This window comes from Nocardia sp. NPDC005746, assembly GCF_040630785.1.
Lineage (GTDB): Bacteria > Actinomycetota > Actinomycetes > Mycobacteriales > Mycobacteriaceae > Nocardia.
This window is the reverse complement of the sequence record NZ_JBEXYE010000002.1, coordinates 447,550-472,216: the sequence shown is the minus strand read 5'-3', so window position 1 is coordinate 472,216 and position 24,667 is coordinate 447,550. Positions and strand designations below refer to the sequence as shown.

Annotated in this window: 24 protein-coding genes and 1 pseudogene; 9 read left to right on the top strand and 16 right to left on the bottom strand. The window is 69.0% G+C overall.

The genetic code is table 11. From position 1 onward, the window contains the following. Positions 1–11 precede the first annotated feature (11 nt). The 6 genes from ABZ412_RS06110 to ABZ412_RS06085 all read right to left on the bottom strand — a co-directional run bounded on the left by ABZ412_RS06110 (position 12) and on the right by ABZ412_RS06085 (position 6,057). The gene (locus tag ABZ412_RS06110) at positions 12–950 is read right to left on the bottom strand and encodes a TauD/TfdA family dioxygenase (RefSeq protein WP_357276917.1); all 939 of its coding nucleotides are present in this window, start codon (positions 948–950) and stop codon (positions 12–14) included. Between the two features lie 33 nt (positions 951–983). After that, complete coding sequence (locus tag ABZ412_RS06105; protein ID WP_357276915.1) at positions 984–2,330, bottom strand: LLM class flavin-dependent oxidoreductase; 1,347 nt, start codon at positions 2,328–2,330, stop codon at positions 984–986. Between the two features lie 39 nt (positions 2,331–2,369). After that, positions 2,370–3,239 carry an ABC transporter permease gene (locus ABZ412_RS06100; RefSeq protein WP_357276913.1) on the bottom strand — a complete coding sequence of 290 codons (870 nt, stop codon included), beginning with the start codon at positions 3,237–3,239 and terminating at the stop codon, positions 2,370–2,372. Next, the gene (locus ABZ412_RS06095) at positions 3,232–4,068 is read right to left on the bottom strand and encodes an ABC transporter ATP-binding protein (RefSeq protein ID WP_357276911.1); all 837 of its coding nucleotides are present in this window, start codon (positions 4,066–4,068) and stop codon (positions 3,232–3,234) included. The genes ABZ412_RS06100 and ABZ412_RS06095 overlap by 8 nt, the downstream gene beginning before the upstream one ends. After that, complete coding sequence (locus ABZ412_RS06090; protein ID WP_357276910.1) at positions 4,065–5,144, bottom strand: ABC transporter substrate-binding protein; 1,080 nt, start codon at positions 5,142–5,144, stop codon at positions 4,065–4,067. The genes ABZ412_RS06095 and ABZ412_RS06090 overlap by 4 nt, the downstream gene beginning before the upstream one ends. A gap of 166 nt (positions 5,145–5,310) precedes the next feature. Next, positions 5,311–6,057: a helix-turn-helix domain-containing protein gene (locus ABZ412_RS06085; RefSeq protein WP_357276908.1), complete on the bottom strand. Its 747-nt coding sequence runs from the start codon at positions 6,055–6,057 to the stop codon at positions 5,311–5,313. A gap of 468 nt (positions 6,058–6,525) precedes the next feature. Between ABZ412_RS06085 and ABZ412_RS06080 the strand changes: the two genes are divergently transcribed. Further along, entirely contained in the window at positions 6,526–6,867 is a 342-nt protein-coding gene (locus ABZ412_RS06080; RefSeq protein ID WP_357276906.1) for a transglycosylase family protein, read from the top strand. 79 nt (positions 6,868–6,946) lie between these two features. On the opposite strand, the pseudogene ABZ412_RS06075 reads toward ABZ412_RS06080, so the two are convergent. The 3 genes and pseudogenes from ABZ412_RS06075 to ABZ412_RS06065 all read right to left on the bottom strand — a co-directional run bounded on the left by ABZ412_RS06075 (position 6,947) and on the right by ABZ412_RS06065 (position 8,498). Then, positions 6,947–7,618, bottom strand: a pseudogene (locus ABZ412_RS06075) (ABC transporter ATP-binding protein). Continuing rightward, on the bottom strand, positions 7,615–7,737 hold the full coding sequence (locus ABZ412_RS06070; protein WP_357276904.1) for a hypothetical protein: 123 nt from the start codon (positions 7,735–7,737) through the stop codon (positions 7,615–7,617). Before ABZ412_RS06070 ends, ABZ412_RS06075 begins: the two are co-directional and overlap by 4 nt. Further along, the gene (locus ABZ412_RS06065; RefSeq protein ID WP_357276902.1) at positions 7,734–8,498 is read right to left on the bottom strand and encodes an ABC transporter permease; all 765 of its coding nucleotides are present in this window, start codon (positions 8,496–8,498) and stop codon (positions 7,734–7,736) included. The genes ABZ412_RS06070 and ABZ412_RS06065 overlap by 4 nt, the downstream gene beginning before the upstream one ends. A gap of 406 nt (positions 8,499–8,904) precedes the next feature. Between ABZ412_RS06065 and ABZ412_RS06060 the strand changes: the two genes are divergently transcribed. Beyond that, positions 8,905–9,534 (top strand): TetR/AcrR family transcriptional regulator, encoded by a 630-nt coding sequence (locus ABZ412_RS06060; protein WP_357276901.1) that lies wholly within the window; start codon positions 8,905–8,907, stop codon positions 9,532–9,534. A gap of 12 nt (positions 9,535–9,546) precedes the next feature. Here ABZ412_RS06060 and ABZ412_RS06055 read toward each other — a convergent pair whose 3' ends face one another. Continuing rightward, complete coding sequence (locus ABZ412_RS06055) at positions 9,547–10,215, bottom strand: TVP38/TMEM64 family protein (protein ID WP_357277153.1); 669 nt, start codon at positions 10,213–10,215, stop codon at positions 9,547–9,549. Positions 10,216–10,426: 211 nt separating this feature from the next. On the opposite strand from ABZ412_RS06055, the gene ABZ412_RS06050 reads away from it, so the two are divergent. The 4 genes from ABZ412_RS06050 to ABZ412_RS06035 all read left to right on the top strand — a co-directional run bounded on the left by ABZ412_RS06050 (position 10,427) and on the right by ABZ412_RS06035 (position 16,147). Further along, positions 10,427–12,259 (top strand): methylmalonyl-CoA mutase family protein, encoded by a 1,833-nt coding sequence (locus ABZ412_RS06050; protein WP_357276899.1) that lies wholly within the window; start codon positions 10,427–10,429, stop codon positions 12,257–12,259. A 2-nt stretch (positions 12,260–12,261) separates the two neighbouring features. Further along, positions 12,262–14,520: a methylmalonyl-CoA mutase gene (scpA, locus tag ABZ412_RS06045; RefSeq protein WP_357276897.1), complete on the top strand. Its 2,259-nt coding sequence runs from the start codon at positions 12,262–12,264 to the stop codon at positions 14,518–14,520. A 107-nt stretch (positions 14,521–14,627) separates the two neighbouring features. Beyond that, a complete protein-coding gene (meaB, locus tag ABZ412_RS06040; protein WP_357277150.1) occupies positions 14,628–15,626 on the top strand; it encodes a methylmalonyl Co-A mutase-associated GTPase MeaB in 999 nt (332 codons plus the stop codon). 5 nt (positions 15,627–15,631) lie between these two features. Further along, on the top strand, positions 15,632–16,147 hold the full coding sequence (locus ABZ412_RS06035) for a GNAT family N-acetyltransferase (protein WP_357276895.1): 516 nt from the start codon (positions 15,632–15,634) through the stop codon (positions 16,145–16,147). Here the strand turns inward: ABZ412_RS06035 and ABZ412_RS06030 are convergent. Together ABZ412_RS06030 and ABZ412_RS06025 are read right to left on the bottom strand one after the other, a co-directional pair. After that, positions 16,144–17,121 (bottom strand): alpha/beta hydrolase family protein, encoded by a 978-nt coding sequence (locus ABZ412_RS06030; RefSeq protein ID WP_357276893.1) that lies wholly within the window; start codon positions 17,119–17,121, stop codon positions 16,144–16,146. The genes ABZ412_RS06035 and ABZ412_RS06030 overlap by 4 nt on opposite strands. A gap of 146 nt (positions 17,122–17,267) precedes the next feature. Then, complete coding sequence (locus ABZ412_RS06025) at positions 17,268–18,452, bottom strand: acyl-CoA dehydrogenase family protein (protein WP_357276891.1); 1,185 nt, start codon at positions 18,450–18,452, stop codon at positions 17,268–17,270. A gap of 185 nt (positions 18,453–18,637) precedes the next feature. Here ABZ412_RS06025 and ABZ412_RS06020 point away from each other — a divergent pair, with 185 nt between their 5' ends. Continuing rightward, complete coding sequence (locus ABZ412_RS06020) at positions 18,638–19,093, top strand: MarR family transcriptional regulator (protein WP_357276889.1); 456 nt, start codon at positions 18,638–18,640, stop codon at positions 19,091–19,093. Continuing rightward, entirely contained in the window at positions 19,090–20,088 is a 999-nt protein-coding gene (locus ABZ412_RS06015; RefSeq protein WP_357276887.1) for a zinc-binding dehydrogenase, read from the top strand. Before ABZ412_RS06020 ends, ABZ412_RS06015 begins: the two co-directional genes overlap by 4 nt. 3 nt (positions 20,089–20,091) lie before the next feature. Here the strand turns inward: ABZ412_RS06015 and ABZ412_RS06010 are convergent, their stop codons facing one another. Genes ABZ412_RS06010 through ABZ412_RS06000 form a run of 3 tightly spaced genes read right to left on the bottom strand, consistent with a single transcriptional unit; the run spans position 20,092 to position 22,410 of the window. Continuing rightward, complete coding sequence (locus tag ABZ412_RS06010) at positions 20,092–20,454, bottom strand: DUF1304 domain-containing protein (RefSeq protein WP_357276885.1); 363 nt, start codon at positions 20,452–20,454, stop codon at positions 20,092–20,094. A 40-nt stretch (positions 20,455–20,494) separates the two neighbouring features. Then, entirely contained in the window at positions 20,495–21,382 is an 888-nt protein-coding gene (locus ABZ412_RS06005; RefSeq protein WP_357276883.1) for an amidohydrolase family protein, read from the bottom strand. Then, the gene (locus tag ABZ412_RS06000) at positions 21,379–22,410 is read right to left on the bottom strand and encodes a nucleoside hydrolase (protein ID WP_357277148.1); all 1,032 of its coding nucleotides are present in this window, start codon (positions 22,408–22,410) and stop codon (positions 21,379–21,381) included. The genes ABZ412_RS06005 and ABZ412_RS06000 overlap by 4 nt, the downstream gene beginning before the upstream one ends. 122 nt (positions 22,411–22,532) lie before the next feature. Between ABZ412_RS06000 and ABZ412_RS05995 the strand changes: the two genes are divergently transcribed. After that, positions 22,533–23,105, top strand: coding sequence for a helix-turn-helix domain-containing protein (locus ABZ412_RS05995; protein WP_357276881.1), 573 nt, complete (start codon positions 22,533–22,535; stop codon positions 23,103–23,105). A gap of 2 nt (positions 23,106–23,107) precedes the next feature. On the opposite strand, the gene ABZ412_RS05990 is transcribed toward ABZ412_RS05995, so the two are convergent. Further along, a complete protein-coding gene (locus ABZ412_RS05990; RefSeq protein WP_357276879.1) occupies positions 23,108–24,655 on the bottom strand; it encodes an MFS transporter in 1,548 nt (515 codons plus the stop codon). Positions 24,656–24,667 lie beyond the last annotated feature (12 nt).

The following is a 24,667-nucleotide window of genomic DNA, read 5'->3' as shown; positions in this document are numbered from 1 at the left end:
CGTCGGAGAGGTCAGTTCGCGGAACCGTCGAACCGTTCCCCGGAGATCGACCGCGACGGCTCGCCGTCGACGCCCACGGGGACCTCACCTTCGAGGGTCGTGCGGTACAGCACCCGGGTCACGTCGAGATGGTCGAGGTCGCTGGGCGCGAGGTGCGCGGTGGCGCGGTTGTCCCAGAACGCGACACTGTCCTTCTCCCACCGGAATCGGACCGTGTACGCGGGGTCGGCGATCTCGGCGTACAGCAGCTCGAGCAGCGCGTCGCTCTGCCGCGGGCTCAGTCCGATGATGCGGGTGGTGAAGCCGGGGTTCACGAACAGCACGCGTTCCCCGGTCACCGGGTGCACGCGGACCACCGGATGCTCGGTGACCAGCGGCGCCGCCGCGACGCGTTTGGCGTAGTCGCTGTCGGCGTCCCATACGGGCAGCTTGCCGCCGAACCGGTGCTCGGCGCGCAGCCCGTCGAGCAGCGTTTTGAGCGAATCCGGCAGTCCCGCATAGGCGGCCGCCAGATTGGTCCACTGGGTGTCGCCGCCGCGCTCGGGCGCGATCTCGGCCCGCAGCAGGGAGGCGGCGGGCGGATTGATCAGCGGCGAGATATCGGTGTGCCATTGATTGGTGTAGCTGAATTTCTTCTTCCCGAAACGCTTTTCGTAGAGCCGGCTGTCGACGGCCAGGATCTCGGGGTGCTCGGTGGGGGCGTCGTCGTCATAGGGGTGCGAGGGTGTGACCGCGCCGAAGCGGCGGGAGAAGGCGATCTGCTCGGCGTGCCCGATACGCTGATCGCGGAAGAACAGCACCTTGTATTCGTGCAGTGCCGCGGTGAGGACCGCGATCTGCTCGTCGGTGAAGTCGCCGCGCAGGTCGATGCCGCTGATCTCGGCGCCGATGTGCCCGGCGACGGGAGTGATCTGGAAGGTGGCGACGGGGTTCTCGGTGACGGTGGTCATGAGGGTTTCCTTTCGGTGCTCAGGCTTCGGTGCTCAGGCGGTGGCCTGGGTGCGGACGGGAGTGAACTGGCTTTCCACCGGGTCGAGGCCGTAGTGGCCGCGCAGCGTGGTGGCGGTGTATTCGGTGCGGAACAGGCCGCGCTGCTGCAGGATCGGCACGACCTGGTCGACGAAGTCCTCGAGCCCGCCGGGCAGGTACGGCGGCATGATGTTGAAGCCGTCGGCGGCGCCCTGCTCGAACCAGGTCTGCAGATCGTCGGCGATCTGTTCGGGAGTGCCGGCGAGGGTGCGGTGGCCACGGCCGCCGCCGAGCTTGCCGATGAGCTGGCGCACGGTCAGCTCCTCCTTCTCGGCAAGTTCCTTGACGAGGGTGAATCTGCTCTTGCCGCCTTCGATCTCGCTTTCCGGGGGCAGCGGCGGGAGCGGCGCGTCCAGGGCGTGCTCGGTGAGGTCGACGCCGAGCAGCGTCGACAGCTGCCGCAGCGCGTAGTCGGGGGAGATGAGGTCGGTGAATTCCTGTTCCAGCGCACGGGCTTCGGCTTCGGTGCCGGCGATGAACGGCACCAGACCGGGCAGCACCTTCAGGTCGTCGGCGAACCGCCCGTATTTGGGCAGCCGGGCCTTCAAATCCCGGTAGAACGCCTGCCCTTCGGCGAGGGTGCGCTGGGCGGTGAACACGGCCTCGGCGTGGCGGGCCGCGAATTCCTTTCCGCTCTCCGAGGATCCGGCCTGTACGAGCAGCGGCCGCCCCTGTGGGCTGCGCGGGGAGTTCAGCGGCCCGCGGACCCGGAATCGTTCGCCGCGGTAGTCGAGGGTGTGCACCTTGTCCGGGTCGGCGAAGACGCCGGTCTCCGGGTCGAGCACGACGGCGTCGGATTCCCAGCTGTCCCACAGCCGTACGGTCAGATCGACGAACTCCTCGGCCCGCTCGTAGCGGCGGGCGTGTTCGGGGATGGCGTCGAAGCCGAAGTTGAACGCCTCGTCCTCGCTGCCGGAGGTGACGATGTTCCACCCGGCGCGTCCGCCGCTGATGTGGTCCAGGGAGGCGAATTTGCGGGCCAGATTGAAGGGTTCGTTGTAGCTGGTCGAGGCGGTGGCGATGAGGCCCACATGTTCGGTGGCGGTGGCGATGGCCGCGAGCAGGGTGACCGGTTCGAAGACGGCGAGGGCGTTGCGTTCGATGCGCGGCCCGACCGCGAGCCCGTCGGCGAAGAACACCGAGTCGAGCTTGCCGCGTTCGGCGATGCGGCCGAGCTCCTGGAAGTGCCCGACCTCGAGCACCTGGTGTTCGCGGGTGCGCGGGTGCCGCCAGGCGGCCTCGTGGTGGCCGACGCCCATGAGGAAGGCGTTGAGATGGAAGGTCTTGCGGGGGCTGGGCATAGGGGAGTGTTCCTTCGATGGTTTCAGGGGTGGTGGCGGCTAGCGGTGCGCGCGCCAGCGGGAGAGCCGTCGCTCGATGGCCACGAGCACGCCGTTGTAGGTGAGCCCGACGACGGCGATGGCGACGATCCCGGCGTACATGTCCGGAATCTGGAAGTTCTGCTGCGCGGCGGTGATCAGGTACCCGAGCCCGGCGCGCGCCCCGAACATCTCCGCGGCGATGAGCACCAGGATCGAGCCCGAGGCCGCCATCCGGATACCGGTGAAGATGGACGGCACGGCCGCGGGCAGGATCACCTTCTGGAACAGTCGTAACGGTGAGAAGCCGAGTGAGACGGCCGATTTCACGAGCAGCGGGTCCACGGTCCGCACGCCGCTGATGGTGTTGAGCAGGATCGGGAAGAATCCGGCGTACACCACCAGCGCGATCTTCGAGGTCTCGCCGATGCCGAGGATCAGGATGAACACCGGCAGCAAGGCGAGGGCGGCGGTATTGCGGAACAGTTCCAGCACCGGGTTCAGGAATTCCGCGACCGGCCGGTACCAGGCGATCGCCACACCGACCGGAATCGCGGCCACCAGCGCGATGGCGAAACCGATGAGCGAGCGGGTCAGGCTGGTGGACACGTGTTCCCAGAGCTGACCGTTGCGGATCAGCTCGAGCCCGGCGCTGACCACCGTGGAGAACGGCGGCAGGAAGACCTCGTCGACGAGACCCAGTCGCGGCGCGGCCTCCCACACCGCGAGGAATGCCGCGATCACCACGGCCGGTTTGCCGATCCGCCAGCCGATGCGGGCGAGCGTGGGCAGGACCGAGGCGGCCCCGCTCGGTCGCGGCGCCGCGCGATCGGCGGCGGCGCGGGACGGGATCTCGACGGGTGCGTCGATCAGGTGCACAGCGCTAGACATGGGAATTCCTCCGATCGGCGGTGAGCGCGGCCTGCTCGAGGTCCTGGGCCCGCGCGACCTCGTCGTGCAGCAGCGACCACACGTGGTGGCGCAGTTCGCGGAACCGTTCACTGGACCGGACATCCGGGTCGGCGGCCCGGTCCAGGTCGATGTCGACCACGGCCTTGATCCGCCCGGGCCGCGAGGTCAGCACGGCGACGCGCTGCCCCAGGTAGACGGCCTCGTCGATGCCGTGGGTGATGAACAGCACCGTCTTGCCGGTGGCCCGCCAGATCCGTAACAGCTCGTCCTGCAACGACTCCCGGGTCTGGGCGTCGAGCGCGGCGAACGGCTCGTCCATCAGCAGTACTTCCGGATCGAAGGCCAGGCTGCGGGCGATGGCGACGCGCTGTTTCATGCCGCCGGACAGTTCGTGCGGGTACCGGTTGCCGAAGCCGGCCAGTCCGACCAGTTCCAGGTAGTGCTCGGCGATTCCCTTGCGGGCGCGACGGGGAATGCCCTTGGCCTCCAACCCGAATTCGATATTGGCCCGAGCTGTGCGCCACGGCAGCAGCGCGTACTGCTGGAACACGATGCCGCGATCGAGTCCGGGCCCGGTGACGGGCGCGCCGTCGAGCAGGATCTGCCCGGCGGTCGGCCGGTCCAGCCCGCCGAGCAGATCCAGCAGCGTGGATTTGCCCGAACCGCTGGGCCCGACCAGGACCAGGAACTCACCGTCGCGAACATCGACGGAGATGTCGGAGAGCGCGGTCAGAGGTTCCCGCTCACCCCGCACGGGGAATTCCTTACGGACGCCCGAGAGCGCGAGTTTCACCGCGGCGGTGCTCATTTGGACACCGCCTCGCCGCTCGGGCCGCCGGTCGCCGGGTACTTCCCGTTGGCGTACGGATTGTCCTTGTTGGTGTAGAGGTCCTTGGCGGCGAGCTTGCCCGCGGGCAGTTCGCCATTGCGGACCAGCCAGTCGATCCAGATCTGCAGCTCCCGTTCGGCGACCACGCCGCCGGGGACCGGGACGCCGGAGCTCTTGTAGTACTGCAGCAGCGAGGTGTTCTCGTTGCGCCCGCGCTTGTGGATGATGTCGGCGAACCGGGCCACCACCTCGTCTCGTGGGGTCACCTGCAGCCAGCGGGTGGCGCGCGCGGTGCCCTGCACGAAGTCGGCCACCGCGTCGGCGTGCGACTTCAGATAGTCGTTGCGGAAGACGTAGGTGCCGTAATCGAATTGGCCGAACAGATCCTTGTCGGTGTAGAGCGGATGGATCCCGCCGCGCCCGATGGCGGTGTCGCGGAAGACGCCGCCGAGCGCGGCCACGTCGATCTGCCCGTTGCGCAGCGCGTCCTCGGTATTGGCGGGCGGCAGCACGACGAGCTGCACCTGCTTGATCTCGGCGTCGCTGAGCCCTTGATTGTGCAGCCATTGGCGGGTGATGAACTCGTGGTGCGCGCCCAGGGTGTTGACGCCGACCTTCTTGCCGATGAGGTCGCGCGCCGAGGTGATGCGGGAGTCGTCGCGCACGAAGTAGCCGGTGAAGTTCAGTTCGTCCGCGCCGTAGGAGCTGAGCACGGAGGTCACGGGCGCGCCGCCCGCGATGAGCTTGATGACCGCGCCGTTGAAGGCGCTGCCGAATTCGACCTGTTTGGTGGCGGCGGCCTGGATATTGGCCGGGCCGGAGGTGGTGTCGCCCTCCCAGTGCAGGTCGATCTTGGTGAAGTAACCGAGGTCGGCCGCGAGTTCGAAGGCCGTGACCTGGCCGGTGCTGCCCTGGTAGCGGACGACGGTCTTACCGTCGGCGGTCGTGCCCGCATCGGTCTTGGCGCAGCCGGTGAGCAGGACCGCCGCGCTGGTGACCGCGATCGCGGCGGCGACCGCGTGTCGCACCCGCGCGGGGCGGAGGGAGAAGGCCATGGGGATGTCTTTCGGTGAGTGTGTCCGTCGCGGAATGGGTTTCGTGGCGGGGACGACAACAGAGCCGCATGGGGATTCCTCTTCGGGGGCGGGGACGGTCGATCGGAGTGCTCACATGCTGCGATGGCCGGGAGGCCCCGGCAACCGCCATTTCACGATGTGGAAATCAGCGTGAGCGAAATTCGGCGGTGGAAAGCGTTGCGTCGCCGGTGTTTTGGAACAGCGGCGCGATCCGGCCCGCCGCGATGCGCATGGCCGGGACGACGGCGCGGATCAGCTCGCCATCCAGCCGCGCCGAGCGTGCCTGCACCGCCAGCGCGCCCCGCACCTGCCGGTGCGGTCCGACGATCGGCACCGCGAGCGCGCGAATCGGATCGTCGGTCTCGATGAGCTCGCTGGCGAACCCTCGGTGCCGGACCCGGTCGAGGTCGACATCGGCCGCGGCCCGGCCGGCGGAGTAGGCGAGCAACGCGTGGCCCGTCGCGCTGGCGTGCAGCGACTGCCGGGCCCGCGGCACCTGATGGTGGCAGAAGTGGACGGGCGGGCGGGCCTGGAACACCGTGACCGCGTCGTCGGCCTCGGGCACGCTCACGCTCACCGTGATGCGGATGCCCGCCGCCAGCGCGTACAGGTGCGGCGCGACCGAGTCCAGACCCAGCCGAGCCAGCGCGGGCCGGGCCAGTGTGGCCAGCCCCTGTCCGACGCGATACCGGTCGGTGGCCGGGTCCTGCTCGAGCAGCCCGCCTCGGACCAGCGCCTGGGCCAGCCGGTGCGTCGTGCTGACCGGCAGCGCGGCCCGGTGGGCGAGTTCGCTCAGCGACAGCTCGGGATCGTCGCCCTCGAGGCAGTTCAGGACGTGGATCGCGCGGTCGACCGCGCGGGCTCCGGACCGGGGTTCATCGATGGCGGCCATGGTTCCTCCTGGGGGACCCGAAACGACGTTCCAGGCACTATCCCGAGTGCTCTGACCTGGGGCAACGGTTGTGCGCACCGCGATCCGAGCCGGTCGCGGCGCGTTTTCGCGCGCGCATCGTTCTGTCTCGCGTTTGTATTACGCGATGGGGGTCACCTTTTATGCGTGACCTCGCTCACAAATTCGCGGCTGAATTCCAGAAATGTCATTCTCCGACTCTCCGCGTCGAACTGCGTAAACCACATAAAGTGCGGTCGCAATCGTTTCGTCAACTGCTCGTGATCGATACGTGATTTGCGGAGATCTTTCCGTTACCGTCGCTAGCGGCTCGGAGAAACCCGGGCTCCAGCTCGAATCGACGAACACCGGCAACTCCGTCCCACGATTCGAGAGCAACCGATACCCCTGGGGACGGGGACCCGCAGCGAGCAGCACGGGCCGGTGGGAGCGGGGCGAGGAAACAAACTTATGCATCGCAACCGGAAGCTCACCACCCGCACTCGTATCGCCGCCGCCACCGCGGCCGTGGGCGCGCTCGTGTCCGTCCCGTTCGCGCTGTCGACGGCGACCGCCTCGGCCGCCTCGGGCAACTGGGATGCTGTCGCGCAGTGCGAGAGCAGTGGCAACTGGGCCGCCAACACCGGCAACGGCTTCTACGGCGGCCTGCAGTTCACCCAGAGCACCTGGAACGCCTACGGCGGCGCGGGCAGTGCCGCCAACGCCAGCCGTGAGGAGCAGATCCGCGTCGCGGAGAACGTGCTCGCCGGCCAGGGCCGGGGCGCCTGGCCCGTGTGCGGCGCCTACCTGTAATAGGCGTTCCGCTCAGTCGGAATTCGCAATGGTCCGTGCCGCAACGATGCGGCACGGACCATTGTCGTATTTCATGGAATCACGCGTGGGCTTCGTAGATCGACTGCGCCAATTCGATCTTGAGAGCCTGTAATTCGGGTGTAGCGGTGACAGCTAACTCCCGGACACCGTTCTCGTCGTCGCCGGGCAGGGTGATGGCGCGGTCCACGACGACCCGTCTCGGCCGGGCGCTCATGACCAGGACCCAGGTGGGCAGAAATACCGCTTCCTCCACCGAATGGGTCACGAACATAATGGTTTTCCCGGCTTCGCACCACAGTCGCAGCAACTCCACCTGCAACCGCTCACGGGTCAGTTGATCCAGCGCGCCGAACGGCTCGTCCATGAGGATGATGCGCGGATCGTTGGCCAGCACCCGCGCGATCTGCGCACGCTGCTGCATCCCGCCGGACAGCTCATAGGGCAGCTTTCCGCCGACGTCACCGAGCCCGACCAGCTCGAGCAGCCGGTCCGCCGCGACCCGGCGCGCCTTCTTGTCCACGCCACGACACTTCGGCCCGAACTAGACATTGCCGCGGACGCTGAGCCACGGGTACAGCGTGGGCGACTGGAAGACGACACCGCGTTTTGGGCTCGGCCCATCGACGCGGTCCTGGCCGACCAGCAGGGTGCCGGTGCTGGGTTCGAGGAACCCGCCGAGCAGTCGCAGCAGCGTGGTCTTGCCGCAACCGGACGGCCCGACGATGCTCACGAACTCGCCGGGCTCTCCCCGCCGCCGCGCGACTGATCGGTGCGTCCGGACTGGACGCACGCGGTCAGGGAGACGGCGAGCAGTCCGGCGACCGCCAGGGCCGCGACAACGCGTTTCATGCTCGGCCTTTCCACGGCACGACCAGCGCGCCGATCCGACTGATGACCGCGTCGAGCGTGAGCGCGGTGAGACCGATGATGATGATGCAGGCCATGGTCAGCGCAGTATTGAGCTGCTGACCGGCCAGGAAGGCGAGCCCGCCGATTCCGGGGATGCCGTTGTTCAGCTCCGCCGCGACCATGGAGGTCCAGGCGAATCCGACCGCGACCCGGATCCCGCCGATGACCTCGGGCAGGGTGGCGGGCAACAGCACCCGGGTGACGACCTGCAACCGGTCGGCCGAAACCTGGTGCACGCCCGCCATGGTCGCGATCACGATGGGCGGGAAGGCGGCCACGAACAACAGCCAGATCTTGGAGGTGTCGCCGATGCCGAACCAGACGATGAGCAGCCCGATATAGCCCAGCGGCGGCAGGGTCCGCACGAAGTTGAGGTAGGGGCCGACGACGGTGGCCGCCGTCCGGGAGGTGCCGAGCGCGAATCCGGCTATCGGACCGAGGATCACGGCCGCGCCCGCTCCCGCGGCGATGCGTTGCAGGCTGGCCAGCAGGTGCTCCCACAGGAAGTAGTTCTGCTCGCCCGGGCACTTCGCGGGGGACGCCGGGCGCGAGCGGATGCCAGCTGTTGGCGCGTACGAAGGCGTCCCACACGGCGTGCGGGCCCGGCAGGAATTGCGGGTCGACGAGCTTCGCGGCGGCGACGGCCCACCACAGCGCCAGGAATCCGGCCAGCGATGCCGCGCGCACGGCGAGGCCGCCAATCGGTCCGGCGGGCAGGGTGATTCGGGCCCGGTCGGCGGGGGTGGTCGTGGATCGGGTCGCGCCGATACTGATCATGCGGGTGTACCGGGCACGTGGCCTCCGGGCACGGGTACCGGGCTACCCGATCACGCCGCCGAGGATCCGGATGCGCCAATCCTGGTGTGCCCCTTGCCCTGGAGGGGGTGCAGGTATCACGTTGATCAGTGGTATCGGCAGGCGGCCCGAGGCAGGCGCGGCGGCCGACCATGGAGGGGGCGAGGACGGTGGGGAGGCGGGGACCCCACCGTCCTCGCGCGGATCACGCCGGTAGCCCGTGGACTGTGAGCAGGTGGGGGCAGGTTGGTAGCGTGGTCGCAGGAAAACGATCGGTTGATCGGATATGAGCTGAGCCTGGAGGAGAGTGTCGTGACGGCCGTACGTCGGACTCAGGCCCAGCGGCGCGCCGAGACGCGAGAGGCGCTGATCGAGGCCACCATTCGGGCGATCGTCGAGAAGGGCTACTCCAAGCTCACGGTCAACGAGATATGCCGCCGCGCCGGCGTCTCGCACGGCGGACTGTTCGGCCGGTTCGACTCGTTGTTCGACCTGGTGGCCGCGGCCGCGGGCGAGGTCGGCCGCCGCCAGATCGAGCGTTTCGGCGCGAATGTCGCCGAGCTGCCCGATCCACGCGATGTCGACGCGGTGCTGGCGATCTGGCTCGACGCCGCCCGCGACCCCATCAATACGGTGTGGCTGGAGCTGACCATCGCGGCCCGCACCGATGAGCAACTGCGCGAACACCTCTCGGTGGTCCGCGACGAGTACGCCGCGGCCCTGCTCTCCGGTGGCGGCCTGCCCGCCCCCCGCGGACTCACCTCCGAACAGAACCTGGCCCTGGGCTCGATCGTGGTGTTCTGTTTCGACGGCTTCGCCATCCACACCGGCACTTTCCCGCAGCCGGAACTGGATGCCGTACGGCTGGCCGCCCTGACCACCATGGTCCGGCAGTACCTCGACACCCACCTCGTATCCGACCGGGCCCCAGCGCGAGACTGACCGATCCTCGGGTCAGCGGCCCGCGCCGGTCGGGTCCGCCTGGCCGACCGTCATGCGAGCGTCCACGACCAGGCCGATCACGCCCACCGCCAGGCAGGCGACGGTCACGATGATCTGGGCGGGGGAGGTTCGGTTGGTGAGGGCGTCGCCGAGCAGCACGGTCCCCACGGTGCCCGGGATGATGCCGAGGAAGGTGGCGGCGAGGTAGGGCGTGAACCGGATGGAAGACAGTGCCGCGCAATAGTTCACGATGGAGAACGGCGCGAAGGCGATGAGCCGCAACGATCCGATCGCCAGCCAGCCCCGCCGCGCGAGCCGGGTGTCCACCGCCTGCACCGTCGGATGGGTGAGCCGGGCGCGAACTCGCTCGTGATCGAGCGCGCGCACCAGCCACAATGCCAGCACCGCGCTCAGGGTGGTGGCGGTGATGGCGAGAGTCAGCCCCTCGGCCGACCCGAACAGCATCCCCGCGCTGAGCGTGAAAATCGTTCGAGGGAACGGGGCGACGCACACGAGTGTGTGCACCGCGAAGAACACCAGCGGCAGCATGGGCCCGACCGAGTCGGCCCACTGCCGGATCTGCTGGGGTGCCGGATGCGGCGCGAAGGCCGCGAGCGCGAAGAGTAGTCCGCAGCCGATCAGCAAGGCCAGGGTGCGGGGTTGGCGCAGGCGGTTGAGCAGCCCGGATGCGCGCTCGAGCGGGGAGCTCACGGTTGTTGGCACCGCGCCAGGTTACCCGCTGGTAGCGAGACTCCGGAGACGGCAATCACGGGGGTGCCGCTAGCATCAGGGGAAAGACGAGGAATGCTCGTTAACCAAAGTGACCGTTGATCTGCGCGAATGCCGGCCCAACGGGCACCGCGGTCAGGGAGTGGAAGAAGGAACAGCAGCTATGCCGATTGCTTCCGACTCGGACACCGATCCGGTGCCCGAGTATGCCGCCTGGCGCAAGGGTGTCGCCGGGGTGCTGGCGAAGGCCCGCAGGGTGGATGCGAGCGAACTGCCGGACGAGCCGGAGAAGCTGCTCGCGGTCACGACCTATGACGGTCTCACGGTCAGCCCGCTCTACACGCGCCGCGACGAACTGCCCGAGCAGCCGCTGCCCGGGCAGTTCCCCTACGTGCGCGGTGGCGACGCCACCCGTGACGTGCACCGCGGCTGGTTCGTGAGCCAGAAGTTCGCCGGTGAGGACGCGAAGGCCGTCAACGCCGACATCCTCTTCGCGCTGGACAACGGCGTGAGCGCCGTGCAGCTGGGCGTCGCCGAGCGTGGCGTCCCGGTCGAGGGCCTGGCCACCGCGCTGAAGGGCCTGCTGTTCGAGCTGGCCCCGCTCACCCTGGACGCCGGTCCGGCCGCCAATGAGGCCGCCGCCCAGCTGTTCTCGGTGCTCGACGCTTATGCCGCGGCCAACGCGACGACGGTGCCGAACCGTGCCGACATCCGCGTCTCGCTGGGCGCGACCCCGCTGACGAGCCTGTTCGCGGGCACCTCCGCCATCGACCTGGACGGCGCGGTCGCGCTGGCCCAGCAGGCGGTGGCCCGGCCGGAGACCATCCGCGCGATCACCGTGTGCGGCGTGGCCTTCCACAACGCGGGCGCCTCCGACGCGCAGGAGCTGGGTGCGGCCGTGGCCGCGGGCCTGGAGTACCTGCGCTCGCTCACCGACGCGGGCGCCGACATCGTGGATGCGCTGGGGCAGCTGGAGTTCCGCTTCGCCGCCACCGACGACCAGTTCGAGATGGTCGCGAAGTTCCGTGCCGCCCGCAAGCTCTGGGCCCGCGTGGCCCACGTGTGCGGCGCTCCGTTCGCCGGCAACGCGCCGCAGCAGGCCGTGACCTCGGCGGCCATGATGAGCCAGCGCGACCCGTGGGTGAACATGCTGCGCACCACGCTCGCCGCGTTCGGCGCGGGCGTCGGCGGCGCCGACATCGTCACCGTGCTGCCCTTCGACGCCGCCCTGCCCGCCGGGGAACTCGAGGTGTCGCAGGCGTTCTCCGAGCGCATGGCCCGCAACACCCAGCTGCTGCTGCTCGAGGAATCCCACCTCGGTCACGTGCAGGACCCGGGCGCGGGCTCCTGGTACGTGGAGTCGCTCACCGATGAGCTCGCCGCCAAGGCGTGGGAGTTCATGCAGGAGATCGAGGCCGCGGGCGGCTACCTGGCCGCGCTGCAGGCCGGTCTGCTCGCCGAGCGCATCGGCGAGACCAAGGCGAAGCGCGATTCCGATGTGGCGCATCGCAAGACGGCCGTCACCGGTGTCAACGAGTTCCCGAACCTGGGCGAGAAGCCGCTGTCGGAGGCCGCGCGCGCCGACGACGCCGCCCGCTACGGCGCCGCCTTCGAGGCGCTGCGCAACCGCTCCGACGCCTACCTGGCCGCCAACGGCGCGCGCCCGCGGGTGCGCCTGGTTCCGCTGGGCCCGGTGTCGGAGAACAATGTTCGTGTCACCTTCTCCACCAACCTGCTGGCCTCCGGCGGCATCGAGGCGGTCACCGAGGCCGGTCCGTCGATCGCGGTGCTGTGCGGTTCGGACAAGCGGTACGGCACCGACGCCGCCGCGGCGGTGGAGGAATTGCGGGCGGCCGGTGTCACCACCGTGTTGCTGGCCGGACCCGAGAAGGCGGTCGCGGACCTGACCGGCGCCCAGCGCCCCGACGGTTTCGTGACCGCGCGCATGGATGCGGTGGCGGCTCTGTCCGGTCTGCTGGAGAAGCTGGGAGCGTAGAGATGAGCGATATCAAGCACCGGATCGGCAATTTCGCCGAAGTACCGCTGACCGAGGGCGACACCGCCCCCGCCGAGGTCAGCGCCGCGCAGGTCGAGGAGTTCGTCAAGACCGCCGCGACCGCCAATCACTATGCGCCCGAACAGCTCACCTGGTCGACCCCCGAGGGCATCGACGTGCCGCCGGTGTTCACCAAAGCCGACCGCGACGCCATCGTGGCCGAGGGCTACCCCCTCGACAGCGTGCCGGGTATCGCGCCGTTCGTGCGCGGTCCCTACCCGACCATGTACGTGAACCAGCCGTGGACCATCCGCCAGTACGCGGGCTTCTCCACCGCCGCGGACTCCAACGCCTTCTACCGCCGCAACCTGCAGTCGGGTCAGAAGGGCCTGTCGGTCGCCTTCGACCTGGCGACGCACCGTGGCTACGATTCCGACCACCCGCGCGTCACCGGCGACGTGGGTATGGCCGGTGTCGCCATCGACTCCATCCTCGACATGCGGGAACTGTTCGATCAGATTCCGCTGGACCAGGTTTCGGTGTCGATGACCATGAACGGCGCGGTGTTGCCGATCCTGGCGCTCTACGTCGTCGCCGCCGAGGAGCAGGGCGTCGCGCCCGAGCAGCTGGCCGGAACCATTCAGAACGACATTCTGAAGGAGTTCATGGTCCGCAACACCTACATCTACCCGCCCAAGCCCTCGATGCGGATCATCTCCGACATCTTCGCCTACACCTCCGCGAAGATGCCGAAGTTCAACTCGATCTCCATCTCCGGCTACCACATCCAGGAAGCCGGTGCGACCGCCGACCTGGAGCTGGCCTACACCCTCGCCGACGGCGTGGAGTACATCAAGGCCGGTCTGGACGCGGGCATGGAGGTCGACAAGTTCGCGCCGCGACTGTCGTTCTTCTGGGCCATCGGCATGAACTTCTTCATGGAGGTCGCGAAACTCCGTGCGGGCCGCCTGCTCTGGAACGAGCTGGTCGCCAAGTTCGAGCCGAAGAACTCCAAGTCGCTCGCGCTGCGCACCCACTCGCAGACCTCGGGCTGGTCGCTGACCGCGCAGGACGTGTTCAACAACGTCGCGCGCACCTGCGTGGAGGCCATGGCCGCCACCCAGGGCCACACCCAGTCGCTGCACACCAACGCGCTCGACGAGGCGCTGGCCCTGCCGACGGACTTCTCCGCCCGCATCGCCCGCAACACCCAGCTGCTGATCCAGCAGGAGTCCAACACCACCCGTCCGGCCGACCCGTGGGGCGGCTCGTACTACGTGGAGTGGCTGACCCACCAGCTGGCCGAGCGCGCCCGCGCCCACATCGCCGAGATCGAGGCGCACGGTGGTATGGCGCAGGCGATTTCGGAGGGCATCCCGAAGCTGCGCATCGAGGAGGCCGCGGCTCGTACCCAGGCCCGCATCGACACCGGCCAGCAGCCGGTGATCGGCGTCAACAAGTACCTGGTCGAGGAAGACACCCCGATCGAGGTCCTCAAGGTCGAGAACTCGCGCGTGCGCGCCGAGCAGAACGCCAAGCTGGAAAAGCTGCGCGCCGAACGTGATTCGGCCGCGGTCGAGCAGGCGCTGGCCGAGCTCACCCGCGCGGCCGCCTCGACCGAGGGCGGCATGGAGAACAACCTGATGGCCCTGGCCATCGCGGCGGCCCGCGCCAAGGCCACCGTCGGTGAGATCTCCGATGCCCTGGAGCAGGTCTACGGCCGCCATCAGGCCGAAATCCGTACGCTCTCCGGCGTCTACCGGGAGGAGGCGGGCAAGGTGACCAATATCAGCAAGGCCATCGAACTGGTCGAGGAGTTCGCCGAAGCCGAGGGCCGTCGCCCCCGGATCCTGATCGCCAAGATGGGTCAGGACGGCCACGACCGCGGCCAGAAGGTGATCGCGACCGCCTTCGCCGACCTCGGCATGGACGTCGACGTGGGCCCGCTGTTCCAGACCCCCGAAGAGGTGGCGCAGCAGGCGGCCGACAACGACGTGCACGTCGTCGGCGTCTCGTCGCTGGCCGCAGGCCACCTCACGCTGGTGCCCGCCCTGCGGCAGGCGCTGGCCGATGTCGGTCGCCCCGACATCATGGTCACCGTCGGCGGCGTCATCCCGCCCGGTGACTACGACGAGCTGTACGCCGCCGGCGCCGCGGGCATCTTCGGCCCCGGCACCATCATCGCCGACGCCGCGATCGACCTGATCGGGAAGCTGGCCGCACAGCTGGGCCACGAGATCGGCAGCGGCGCAACGGAATGAGCGACGCCGCACGCGCGACCGGGGGTGGCGAGAACCACCCCCGGCTCGGCACCACCGCCGGTGTCGGGGTCCCCGGACCCGGCCCCGGCGTCCGGCCCGCCACCCCCGTGGCGCGCCGGGTGATCGATGTCGACCAGCTGGCCGCGCAGGTGCGAGCGGGGGAGCGGGCCGGACTGGCCCGCGCCATCACCCTCGTCGAATCCACCCGCGGCGACCATCGGGAACTGGCGCAGCGGCTGCTGCTGAAGCTGACCCCCGACGCGGGCAAGGCGCTGTCCAATCGCGTGGGCATCACCGGCGTGCCGGGCGTCGGCAAGTCGACATTCATCGACGCGCTCGGCATGTACCTGATCGGCCAGGGCCATCGGGTGGCGGTGCTGGCCGTCGACCCGTCCTCGACCCTGACCGGCGGCTCGATCCTGGGCGACAAGACCCGCATGGAACGGCTGTCGGTGCAGCGCGACGCGTTCATCCGGCCCTCGCCGACCGCGGGCACCCTGGGCGGAGTCGCCAAGGCGACCCGCGAGACCATCGTGCTGCTCGAGGCCGCGGGCTACGACGTGATCCTGGTGGAGACCGTCGGTGTCGGCCAGTCCGAGGTCACCGTCGCCAATATGGTCGACGTCTTCTGCTTCCTCACCCTGGCCCGCACCGGCGACCAGCTGCAGGGCATCAAGAAGGGTGTGCTCGAACTCGCCGACCTGGTGGCCGTGAACAAGGCCGACGGCCGTCACGAACTCGAGGCCAAGGCCGCCGCCCGCGAACTCCAGGGCGCCATGCGGCTCGTGCACCCGCGCGAATCGCTGTGGCGGCCACCGGTTCTCACCATGTCCGGCCTCAACGGCACCGGCCTGGACACGTTCTGGGACGCGGTGCTCACTCACCGCCGGGTGCTGACCGAGGCGGGCGAGTTCGCCGAGAAGCGCCGCCGCCAGCAGGTCGACTGGACCTGGACCATGGTGCACGACAACCTGTTGCGCCGCCTGTCCGAGAACCCGGCCGTCAAGGCCCTGAAGGCCCGGGTGGAGAAGCAGATCCGCGACGGCTCCCTCACCCCGGCACTGGCCGCCGAGGAGATCCTGCGGGCCTTCGACGAACGGCCCTGACCGCCATGACCATCCGGATACGCCCCGGTCTCGCCTCCGACGCGGACGCGGTCGCCGCGCTGCACACCGCCAGCTGGCGCACCGCGTACGTCGGGATCATGCCCGGGGCGTATCTGGACGGGGCGCTGGCCGATGACCACAGAGCCATGTGGCTGTCCCGGCTGACCGCTGAGGTCGCGCCCGGCAGCCTCTTCGTCGCCGAATCCGGCTCGGATCTGCTGGGATTCATCTATCTGGCGCTGCAACCGGACGGTCGCGTTCTGATCGACAATCTGCACGTCAGCCCGGCCCTCAAGCGCGGCGGCATCGGGACGCGGCTGCTGCGTCACGGATTCGAGTGGGCCGCCGCCGAATTCCCCGGCCACCTGGTGTATCTGGAAGTGCTGGAAGACAATACGGCCGCCATCGCGTTCTACGAACGCCATGGCGGCCGGGCCGGTGTGCCTCGAACCTATCGCTTCCCGCAGGGCTTCGAGGTTCAGGATCTCGAAATCACCTGGCCTGTCCCGCCCGCCGGCTAAACCCCCAGGGCGTCGGCGATCAGCGGCCAGGAATCGTGCACGTCATCCTGCCAATACGGCCAGGCGTGCGTGCCGTCCCGGTAGGCGACCTGCGCTGGAATCCCCAGCTCCCCGAGCCGGGTGACCAGGGAGTCCGTACAGCTGCGGACCACCGTCTCCATGACCCCGCCCACCGCCATGCGATCGGTCAGCGTGGCCACATTCCCGCCGATGCTCGGGTCCGCGAGGGAATCGTGCGCGCCCGGCGCGCCATTGCCCGCCGAGATGTAGAGTGCCACTCCGCGCAGCCGGTCCGCGTTGATCACGGGATCGTGGGCGTCCCAGGCCGGATTGTCGTCGGGCCCCCACATATTGGCGGCGTTCGCCCGGAACAGGCCGAGCTCGGAGTGCACGAAACTGCGGGCCACCGCGTCGGTGGTGCGCGGGCAGCCGCTGTAGGCCCCGACCGCCTGGTACATGCCGGGCGCTTCGATGGCGAGATTCAGCGCCGAGGTCGCGGACATGGACGCGCCCGCGATCGCGTTGCGCCCGGTCATCTGGAAGTGGGATTCCAACAGCGGCGGCAGTTCGCGGATCAGGAAGGTGGACCACTTGTTGCGGCCCAGCGCCGGGTCGTCGGAGAGCCAGTCGGTGTAGAAACTGGCGCGCCCGCCGATCGGGGTGACGACGTTGACCGGCTTGTCGGCGAAGAACTGGGCGACATCGGTGCGATTGGACCAGGGTCCGCCGGATTCACCGCCGTCGACCGTGTTCAGCAGGTACAGCGCGGGGGCCGGGCCGTCGGGGTGTGACACCCAGACCGGGATGTTGCGTCCCATGGCCGCGGAGTAGACGGTCACCTCGTACTGGCGTCCGCCGAGCGGCCGCACGTCCACGATGCCGGAACCGCCGCCGGGGTCGGCGTGCGCGGATGCTGGCACCAGGGCGGCAAATATGGCGATCAGGGCAACGAGGGAGCGCGTCAGCCGATGCATGACAGTGAGTATCCCGCTGCTGATGTCGATTCCTTTGACATCAGCGCGCGTGTTCGCCGCCGATGGGTTTCGCGGTGGGCGAAAACGGGTATAGGGGCGCGGTCCGACAGCAGCATCCCGGCAGCTATCGGACCGCGCCGAGGATGTCAGATCATCATGCGCAGCGGGCCCTCGGGTTCCAGGCCCATGGTGGTCAACGCCGTCGAGTGGTAGATCGAACCGGGCGTGTGGATGGCGTGCTGCAATCCCACGTGCGCGTCGCGCCAGAACCGCTGCATGAGGTTCTGCCGCCGCGCCGCGTTGCCGCCGGACCGCGCGAAGATCTGGTCCACCGCCGCCACCGCCCGCCACGCACAGCGAATCTGATTGCGGCGCACCACGGCCCGGTCCTCGAAGGAGATGGGCTTGCCCGCGTCGGCGAGATCGTAGAGGCGGCTGATGCCGTCGAGCAGCTGGCTGCGGGAGGCGGCGATGTCGGCGGCGGCCTCGGAGATGGCCGACAGCACGATCGGGTCGTCCTTGATCATGGTGCCCGTGGCGGTGACGCGATTGCGCTGGTAGTCGAGGTGGGCCGCGAGCGCGCCCTCGGCGATGCCGATGACCGCGGCGGTGATGCCGAGCGGGAACATCGACCAGAACGGCAGCTTGTAGACGGTGTCGGTGCGGCCCGCGCGCTCGGCGGCCAGCTCGCCTTCGGCGACCGCCTCCATCTCGATGGTCCGGTACGCCGGAATGAACGCGCCGTCGACGATGATGTCCTTGGACCCGGTGCCCTGCAGCCCGATGACGTCCCAGGAGTCGTCGACGATGGTGTAGTCCTCGCGCGGCAGCACCACGTGCAGCACGGTCGGGGGCATCACCGGGTTGCCCTCGGTGTCGGCGAGCAGCGCGCCCAGGAAGATCCAGTCGCAGTGGTCGGTGCCGGAGGAGAACGCCCAGCGCCCGTTCAGCGTGTACCCGCCGTCGGTCTGCTTCGCGACGCCCATCACCGCGTACGGCGAGGCGATCCAGGCTTCGGGGTTCTCGCCCCACACCTCGTCCTGGAGCCGGCGGTCCATCAGCGCCATTTCCCACGGGTGCGCACCGACCACGCCGGTCACCCATCCGGTGGAGCCGCAGTTCCTGGACACGGCCATGACCGCCTCGGCGTAGTCGCGCGGGTGCGCGGCCAGGCCGCCGTACTCGGTCGGCTGCAGCATCCGCATGATGCCGGTCTGGCGGAGCAGCTTCACGCTCTCGTCGGAGAGCTTCCCCAGCCGCTCGGTCTCCGGGGCAGTCGCCGCGAGCTGTCCGGACAGCTCCTCGATACGGCTCACTACCTCATGCGTCATTGCAACTCCCCGCTGCTCGGCATTCCTCGATTGGAACGCGTTCCAGGGCAACGTATCCCGAATGTCCGCGGTTTGCCGGATAAACCCGATCGCTATCACCATGCATCGTCTCCGCGCTGCCGGTGTGACGGAGCAGACCGGCAGATAGATTGTGCACAATCTAACTGGTGGCTACCGTATCGTCCGTGACCGATGAGCAGGCACTGGAGAACCAGCTGTGCTTCGCGCTGTACGCGGCGTCGCGGGCGATGACCGGGTTGTACCGGTCCAAGCTCGACGCGCTCGGCATCACCTATCCGCAATATCTGGTTCTGGCCGCGCTCTGGCAGCGCGACGAGCGAACTGTCAGCGATCTGTGCGCGGCGCTGGACCTGGACTCGGGCACGCTCTCACCCCTGCTCAAGCGCCTCGAAACGGCGGGCTTCGTGACCCGCCGCCGCTCCACGACCGACGAACGTCGCGTCGACATCAGCCTGACCGACCGCGGCCGCGACCTGCGCGCGGCCGCCTGCCACATCCCCGGACGGGCCGAGGAGATCTCCGGCATGTCCACCACCGAACTGGCCGACCTGCGGACGACCCTGCACCGGCTCACCGCGGCCCTGGCCGCCCACCCTCGATCGAAGGAGAACCGCTCATGAACGCTCCCATGCGCGCGGTGGTCATCGAAGCATTCGGCGAGCCGAAGGACGTGCTGACCACGTCCGAACGGCCGGTGCCCGAACCCGGCCCGGGCGAGGTGCGCGTCGCGACCACCCTGGCCCCGATCCACAATCACGACCTGGCCATCATTCGCGGCATCTATGGCTATCGGCCGGAGTTGCCCGCCGTCCCCGGCACCGAGGCCGTCGGCCGCGTCGACGCGCTCGGCGCGGGAGTCACCGGCCTGGAAGTCGGTCAGCGCGTGACGGTCTCGGGTGTGCAGGGTGCGTGGGCGGAGTACTTCGTCGCCAAGGCGGGCGGCGTGGTGCCGGTGCCGGACTCGGTGTCCGACGCGACCGCGAGCCAGCTGCTGGCCATGCCGCTGAGCGCGCTCATGCTGCTGGAGGACCTGAAGGTCGAACCCGGGCAATGGATCACGATCAATGCCGCCAACGGCGCGGTCGGGCGGCTGCTGAACCTGCTGGCCCGCGCCCGCGGCGTGAATGTGCTCAATCTGGTGCGCAGTGAGTCCGCCGCGAAGTCGTTGCGGGAGCTGGGTTTCGAGCCGGTGCTCGACACCGAGTCCGCGGACTGGGTCGAGCGGGCCGCCGAGGTCACCGGCGGTGAGCCGATCGTGCGCGCCGTCGACCAGGTCAGCGGCAAGGCCGCCAACGACCTGCTCACCGTGCTGGCGCCGCGCGGCGAGCTCATCACCTTCGGTGCCCTTTCGGGTCAGCCGCTGGTGCTCGATCCCGGCCCGATCATCTTCAAACAGGCCGTGGTGAAGGGCTTCTGGGGCTCGAAGCGGGCCGAGGAGATCGGCGGCGAGGAGCGCCGCCGGCTCATCACCGAACTGGTCACCCTGGCCGCCCAGGGCGTGCTGGATCTGTCCGTCGAAACCGCCTACCCGCTCGAACAGGCCGCCGAGGCGGCCGCGGCCAGCGAACGGCCGGGCCGCAACGCCAAGATCGCGCTCAACGTCTCCGGCAGCTAGTGACTATCCGGCCAGCAGCACCGCGGCCAGCGTGATCGCGCCCGGCACCGCCTGGGCGAACAGGATCCGCCGGCTCGCGGTGGCCGCGCCGTACAGTCCAGCCACCACCACGCACACCGCGAAGAAGATCTTCGCGGCCTGCCCGACCGGATCGGACGTGACCAGGCCCCAGATCAGGCCCGCGGCCAGGAAACCGTTGTAGAGGCCCTGATTGGCGGCCAGCACCTTGGTCTCCTCGGCGAACTCGGCGGTGGTGCCGAAGCTCGCGCGAACCCGGGGCGTGGTCCACAGGAACATCTCCATGACCAGGATGTAGACGTGCAACGCGGCGAGCAATCCGACGAGGATTTCCGCGACCAACCGCATGACCGGCCCGCCTTTCTCGATATCGCCAGGACGTGAGGTGCTATCCGAGAGTGAACACGCGTGCCGCGTTATCGTGGCAGACCGCGCGCAGCCAGTCGTCGCCGAGGTCCAGGCGTTCCAGCGCGAACAGCGCGTGCCCGTACGGGTAGGGGATGTTCGGGAAGTCGCTGCCGAACAGGATCCGGTCGCCGAGATCGCGGACGCGGGGGAGTTCGGCGGTGGGGAAGGGGTCCGCGGCCTCGAAGAAATCGGTGAAGTTCATCGTGGTGTCGAGCAGGACGCCGGCGTGAGCGTGGGCGATGTCGAGGAATTCGCGGTACTCGGGAGCCCCCATGTGCGCGATGATCAGCCGTAGTCGCGGGAAACGCCGCAGCAGGGCCGTGATCGGTTCGGGACCGGTGAATTCCCCGGCGGCGGGCCCGGATCCGCAGTGGATGACCACCGGCGTGCCCGCGTCCTGGATCAGGCCCCACACTTCGTCCAGCAGCGGATCGGCCGGGTGGTAGTGGCCGACCTGGATGTGCAGCTTGAAGATTCGAGTCCCGGACTCCAGTGCCGCGCGCACGTACTCGGGCGCGCCCGGCTCCGGATAGAAGGTCGAGGTGTGCAGGCAGTCCGGCGTGCGGGCGGCGAAGTCGGCGGACCAGCTGTTGAGCCAGGCCGCCATGTCGGGTTTGTGTGGATAGATCATCGAGGTGAAGGCGCTGACCCCGAACCCGCGCAGCGTCTTCAGCCGCACCTGCTCCTCGTCGCGGTAGGTGATCGGCCATTCGCGATGACCCACCAGCGGTCCGGCCGTGTCGAAGTAGGTCCACACCTTGCGCAGCACCTGCTCGGGCATGAAATGCGTGTGCACGTCGATGATTCCGGGCAGTCCGAGGCGCTCGCGGAATCCGGTGACGTAGTCGAGGTCTGTTCCGGCGGTCACCGGTCGGTGTCTCCTTCCGCGAACACCGTCCGCGCGTAGTCGCCGACGCGGCCGATCAGCCGCTCGAAGAATTCCTCGGGCCCGGTCGCGACCACGATGTCCGCGTTGGGTTCCCGGCCCCACATCCCGGCCCAGTCGGCCACGGTGGTGGCGCGGGTGAGGGTGCCGGTCAACTCCACGTCGACCGTCGCGGGCTTGGTGACGGCCAGGCTCGGGTCCAGTGCCACCGCCGCCGCGAACGGGTCGTGCATGTGCGCCAGATAGCCCTGGTCGTAGAGCTTGTGGAAGTCGAAGTAGAAGCGCACCGCGTTGGTGAGGAACCGCACCAGCGGATTGCTCGCCTTCGAGCGGGCGTGTGGCGGATCGTCCTCGGTGACCAGTTCCACCGGCGTGCTGCCCGCCCGTTCGGCCAGCAGCGCCAGGTGCGGGGGCTTCATCTCGATGGTCTCGGTGATGTCGAGCGCGCACACGATCGGCCGGCGGTCGGCGGGCACGGCGGAGAAGGCGTCGAAGACCTCCTTGGCCGCCTCCGGATCCACGTGCACGTTCCACTCGTTGGTGGGGGTGGTGTTGCCCGGGTGGTTGAACGCCCCGCCCATGATGACCAGCCGCCGGAGCAGCTGCGGCAGTTCCGGTTCGACGCGCAGTGCCAACGCCAGGTTGGTGAGCGGGCCGGTGCACAGGCCGACGATCTCGCCGGGGTGCTCGCGGGCCAGGTCGACCCACAGCTGCGCGGCCGGCCGGTTCGACAGTGTCCGCTTGCTCGGCGGCAGCTCCGCGTACCCGACCCCCTGCGGCCCGTGGGTGTCCTCGGTGGTGCGCAGCGGCACCGCCAGGGGTGTCAATGCTCCTTGTGCCACTTCGATTTCCGGGGCTCGCGCGAGATCGAGCAGCGCCAGATTATTGGCCGCGACCTGCGGTGCGGGCACATTGCCCGCGGTGGAGGCGATTCCGATGATCTCGGCCTCGGGGGAGGCGAGCAGGTAGAGCAGACCGAGGGCGTCATCGATGCCGGTGTCGTTGTCCATGAGGATCTTCTGCCGCACGGGTTCGAGGGTAGCGGGGACGATGCCGGATGGAACCGAGGCCCGACCGGGCGTTTGATACGGGTGTCTGGAACGAATGTCTAAGACACTGCTAGGGTGAGGTCATGGGAAATCGAGAAGACCTGCTGGAAGGTGCACGCAAGGCCGTCCTCGAGCGCGGACTGGCCAAGGTCACCGCCCGGGACATCGCGAGCGCCGCCGGTGTCAGCCTCGCCGCCATCGGCTATCACTTCGGGTCCAAGGACCAATTGATCACCGAGGCCATCACCATCGGGGTCGGCACCCAGATCGGCGACGGCATGGAGGCCGCCATCCGCGACGCGGGGGAGGGCCGCACGCTCTGGGAGTCGCTCGCCGCGACCTGGAACGGATTCGTGGACGTCGTGCAGCGCAATCGCGACGGCCTGCTGCTGAGCATGGAGAACGGCTTGCAGATCGCGCGCGATCCCGCGCAGCAGATCTTCATGGCCGAGGCCACCGAGGTGGCGCACCGCGATATCGTCGCCATCGTCAAATCCACCCATCCGGATCTGAGCCAGGATCAGGCCGTCGCGGTCGGGAAGCTGCTGTTCCTGGTGTTCCAGGGGCTCGCCATCCAGATGGTCATCGCCCCGAGCGCGGAACTGCTGGACGGTGATTCGCTCACCACCGCCATCGAGGCGATCCGAGGCGAGTGATCTCAGCTGGGCGGCACGTGCCGCAGCCGGGTCACGGCGATGACGGCCAGCAGCAGTGCGGCCCCCGCCGCGATGGCCGCCGTCAGGTGCATGCCGGTGAGGAAGGCCTGCTTGGCGGCGTCGGCCACCGTGGTGCCCAGCCTGCCGGGCATGGTGCGCGCGACTTCCAATGCCGCGCCGAGCGTGTCCCGCGCCGCGCGCGCGTCGGGTTCCGGCATGCCGTAGGGCAGGCCGGCATTGAGCTGGCTGCGGTAGATGGCGATGCTGATGCTGCCGAGGATGGAGATCCCGAGCGCGCCACCGAATTCGGCCCCGGTCTCCGAGAGTCCGGAGGCGGCCCCCGCCTGCTCCGGCGGAGCGGTGCCGACGATGAGCTCGGTGGTCACCCCGAAAACCGGTGCCAGGCCGAACGACACCAGCAGCGACGCCACGATGGTGAGCTCCACCCCGCCGGAGGTGGTGATCTGGGTGAGCAGCAGCAGTCCGGCGGCGGCCATGGCCATGCCCGCGCCGATCATGTAGGCGGGCCGTACCACCTTCATGATGCGCGGGCCGAGCTGCGAGCCGACCATGAAGCCCAGGCCCGCTGGAATGGTGGCCAGGCCGGCGCGCAGCGGCGACATGCCCAGCACCAGCTGGAAGTACTGGCCCACGAACAGGGCGTATCCGAAGGCGACGAAGATGGCGACCATATTGATGGTCAGCGCGGTCCGGAAGCTGCCTAGTCGGAACAGGCGTAGGTCCAGCATCGGCTCGGGCGTATTGAGCTGCCGCCGAACGAAGATCACCCCGATCCCGATGCCGGTGGCCAGGGCGGCCACCGCGATCGGGCCGGGCCCGTCCTGGGCGGCCTTCTTCATGCCGAACACCACCAGCAGCACCGCCGCCGTGCACAGCGCGGCGCTGACCGGATCGAGGCGGCCCGCGTCGGGATCCCGGAACTCGGGCAGCACCCGGGGCGCGAGCACGATCAGTAGCACCATGACCGGCACCGCGAGCAGGAATACCGACCCCCACCAGAAGTGTTCGAGCATCAGCCCGCCCGCCAGCGGCCCGATGGAGCCGCCGACCGAGTAGGAGCCCACCCAGACCCCGACCGCGACCGACCGTTGCCCCGCGTCACGAAACATGGTGAAGATCAACGAGAGTGTGGAGGGCGCGAGGGTGGCCCCGGCGACGCCGAGCAGTGCCCGGCAGGCGATGAGCACCGGCGCGGACGGCGCGAACGCCGCGATCACCGAGATCGCCGCGAACGCGGCCGCTCCGACCATCAGCAACCGGCGACGGCCGATGCGGTCGCCGATGGTGCCCATGGTGAGCAGCAAACCCGCGACGAGAAATCCGTAAACGTCGATGATCCACAGCAATTGGGAACTGGTCGGCCGCAGGACCTCGCTGATCTGCGGCACCGCCAGGTGCAGGACCGTCAGGTCCATCGAGTAGACCAGGCACGCCAGTGCGAGCACCGACAGTCCGGCCCATTCCCGTCTCCCTACCTTGGTGGCGCCGGTGTCGCTGGCGGCGGTGAGCAAGGGAGCAGGTGTGTCCACGGTGACGTCCTC

What these genes read in the sequence shown, in the direction of transcription:
- ABZ412_RS06110 (WP_357276917.1), bottom strand. Translation starts at nt 950, where the DNA reads ATGACCACCGTCACCGAGAACCCCGTCGCCACCTTCCAGATCACTCCC.
- ABZ412_RS06105 (WP_357276915.1), bottom strand. Translation starts at nt 2,330, where the DNA reads ATGCCCAGCCCCCGCAAGACCTTCCATCTCAACGCCTTCCTCATGGGC.
- ABZ412_RS06100 (WP_357276913.1), bottom strand. Translation starts at nt 3,239, where the DNA reads ATGTCTAGCGCTGTGCACCTGATCGACGCACCCGTCGAGATCCCGTCC.
- ABZ412_RS06095 (WP_357276911.1), bottom strand. Translation starts at nt 4,068, where the DNA reads ATGAGCACCGCCGCGGTGAAACTCGCGCTCTCGGGCGTCCGTAAGGAA.
- ABZ412_RS06090 (WP_357276910.1), bottom strand. Translation starts at nt 5,144, where the DNA reads ATGGCCTTCTCCCTCCGCCCCGCGCGGGTGCGACACGCGGTCGCCGCC.
- ABZ412_RS06085 (WP_357276908.1), bottom strand. Translation starts at nt 6,057, where the DNA reads ATGGCCGCCATCGATGAACCCCGGTCCGGAGCCCGCGCGGTCGACCGC.
- ABZ412_RS06080 (WP_357276906.1), top strand. Translation starts at nt 6,526, where the DNA reads ATGCATCGCAACCGGAAGCTCACCACCCGCACTCGTATCGCCGCCGCC.
- ABZ412_RS06070 (WP_357276904.1), bottom strand. Translation starts at nt 7,737, where the DNA reads ATGAAACGCGTTGTCGCGGCCCTGGCGGTCGCCGGACTGCTCGCCGTC.
- ABZ412_RS06050 (WP_357276899.1), top strand. Translation starts at nt 10,427, where the DNA reads ATGCCGATTGCTTCCGACTCGGACACCGATCCGGTGCCCGAGTATGCC.
- scpA (WP_357276897.1), top strand. Translation starts at nt 12,262, where the DNA reads ATGAGCGATATCAAGCACCGGATCGGCAATTTCGCCGAAGTACCGCTG.
- ABZ412_RS06035 (WP_357276895.1), top strand. Translation starts at nt 15,632, where the DNA reads ATGACCATCCGGATACGCCCCGGTCTCGCCTCCGACGCGGACGCGGTC.
- ABZ412_RS06030 (WP_357276893.1), bottom strand. Translation starts at nt 17,121, where the DNA reads ATGCATCGGCTGACGCGCTCCCTCGTTGCCCTGATCGCCATATTTGCC.
- ABZ412_RS06025 (WP_357276891.1), bottom strand. Translation starts at nt 18,452, where the DNA reads ATGACGCATGAGGTAGTGAGCCGTATCGAGGAGCTGTCCGGACAGCTC.
- ABZ412_RS06015 (WP_357276887.1), top strand. Translation starts at nt 19,090, where the DNA reads ATGAACGCTCCCATGCGCGCGGTGGTCATCGAAGCATTCGGCGAGCCG.
- ABZ412_RS06010 (WP_357276885.1), bottom strand. Translation starts at nt 20,454, where the DNA reads ATGCGGTTGGTCGCGGAAATCCTCGTCGGATTGCTCGCCGCGTTGCAC.
- ABZ412_RS06000 (WP_357277148.1), bottom strand. Translation starts at nt 22,410, where the DNA reads ATGGACAACGACACCGGCATCGATGACGCCCTCGGTCTGCTCTACCTG.
- ABZ412_RS05995 (WP_357276881.1), top strand. Translation starts at nt 22,533, where the DNA reads ATGGGAAATCGAGAAGACCTGCTGGAAGGTGCACGCAAGGCCGTCCTC.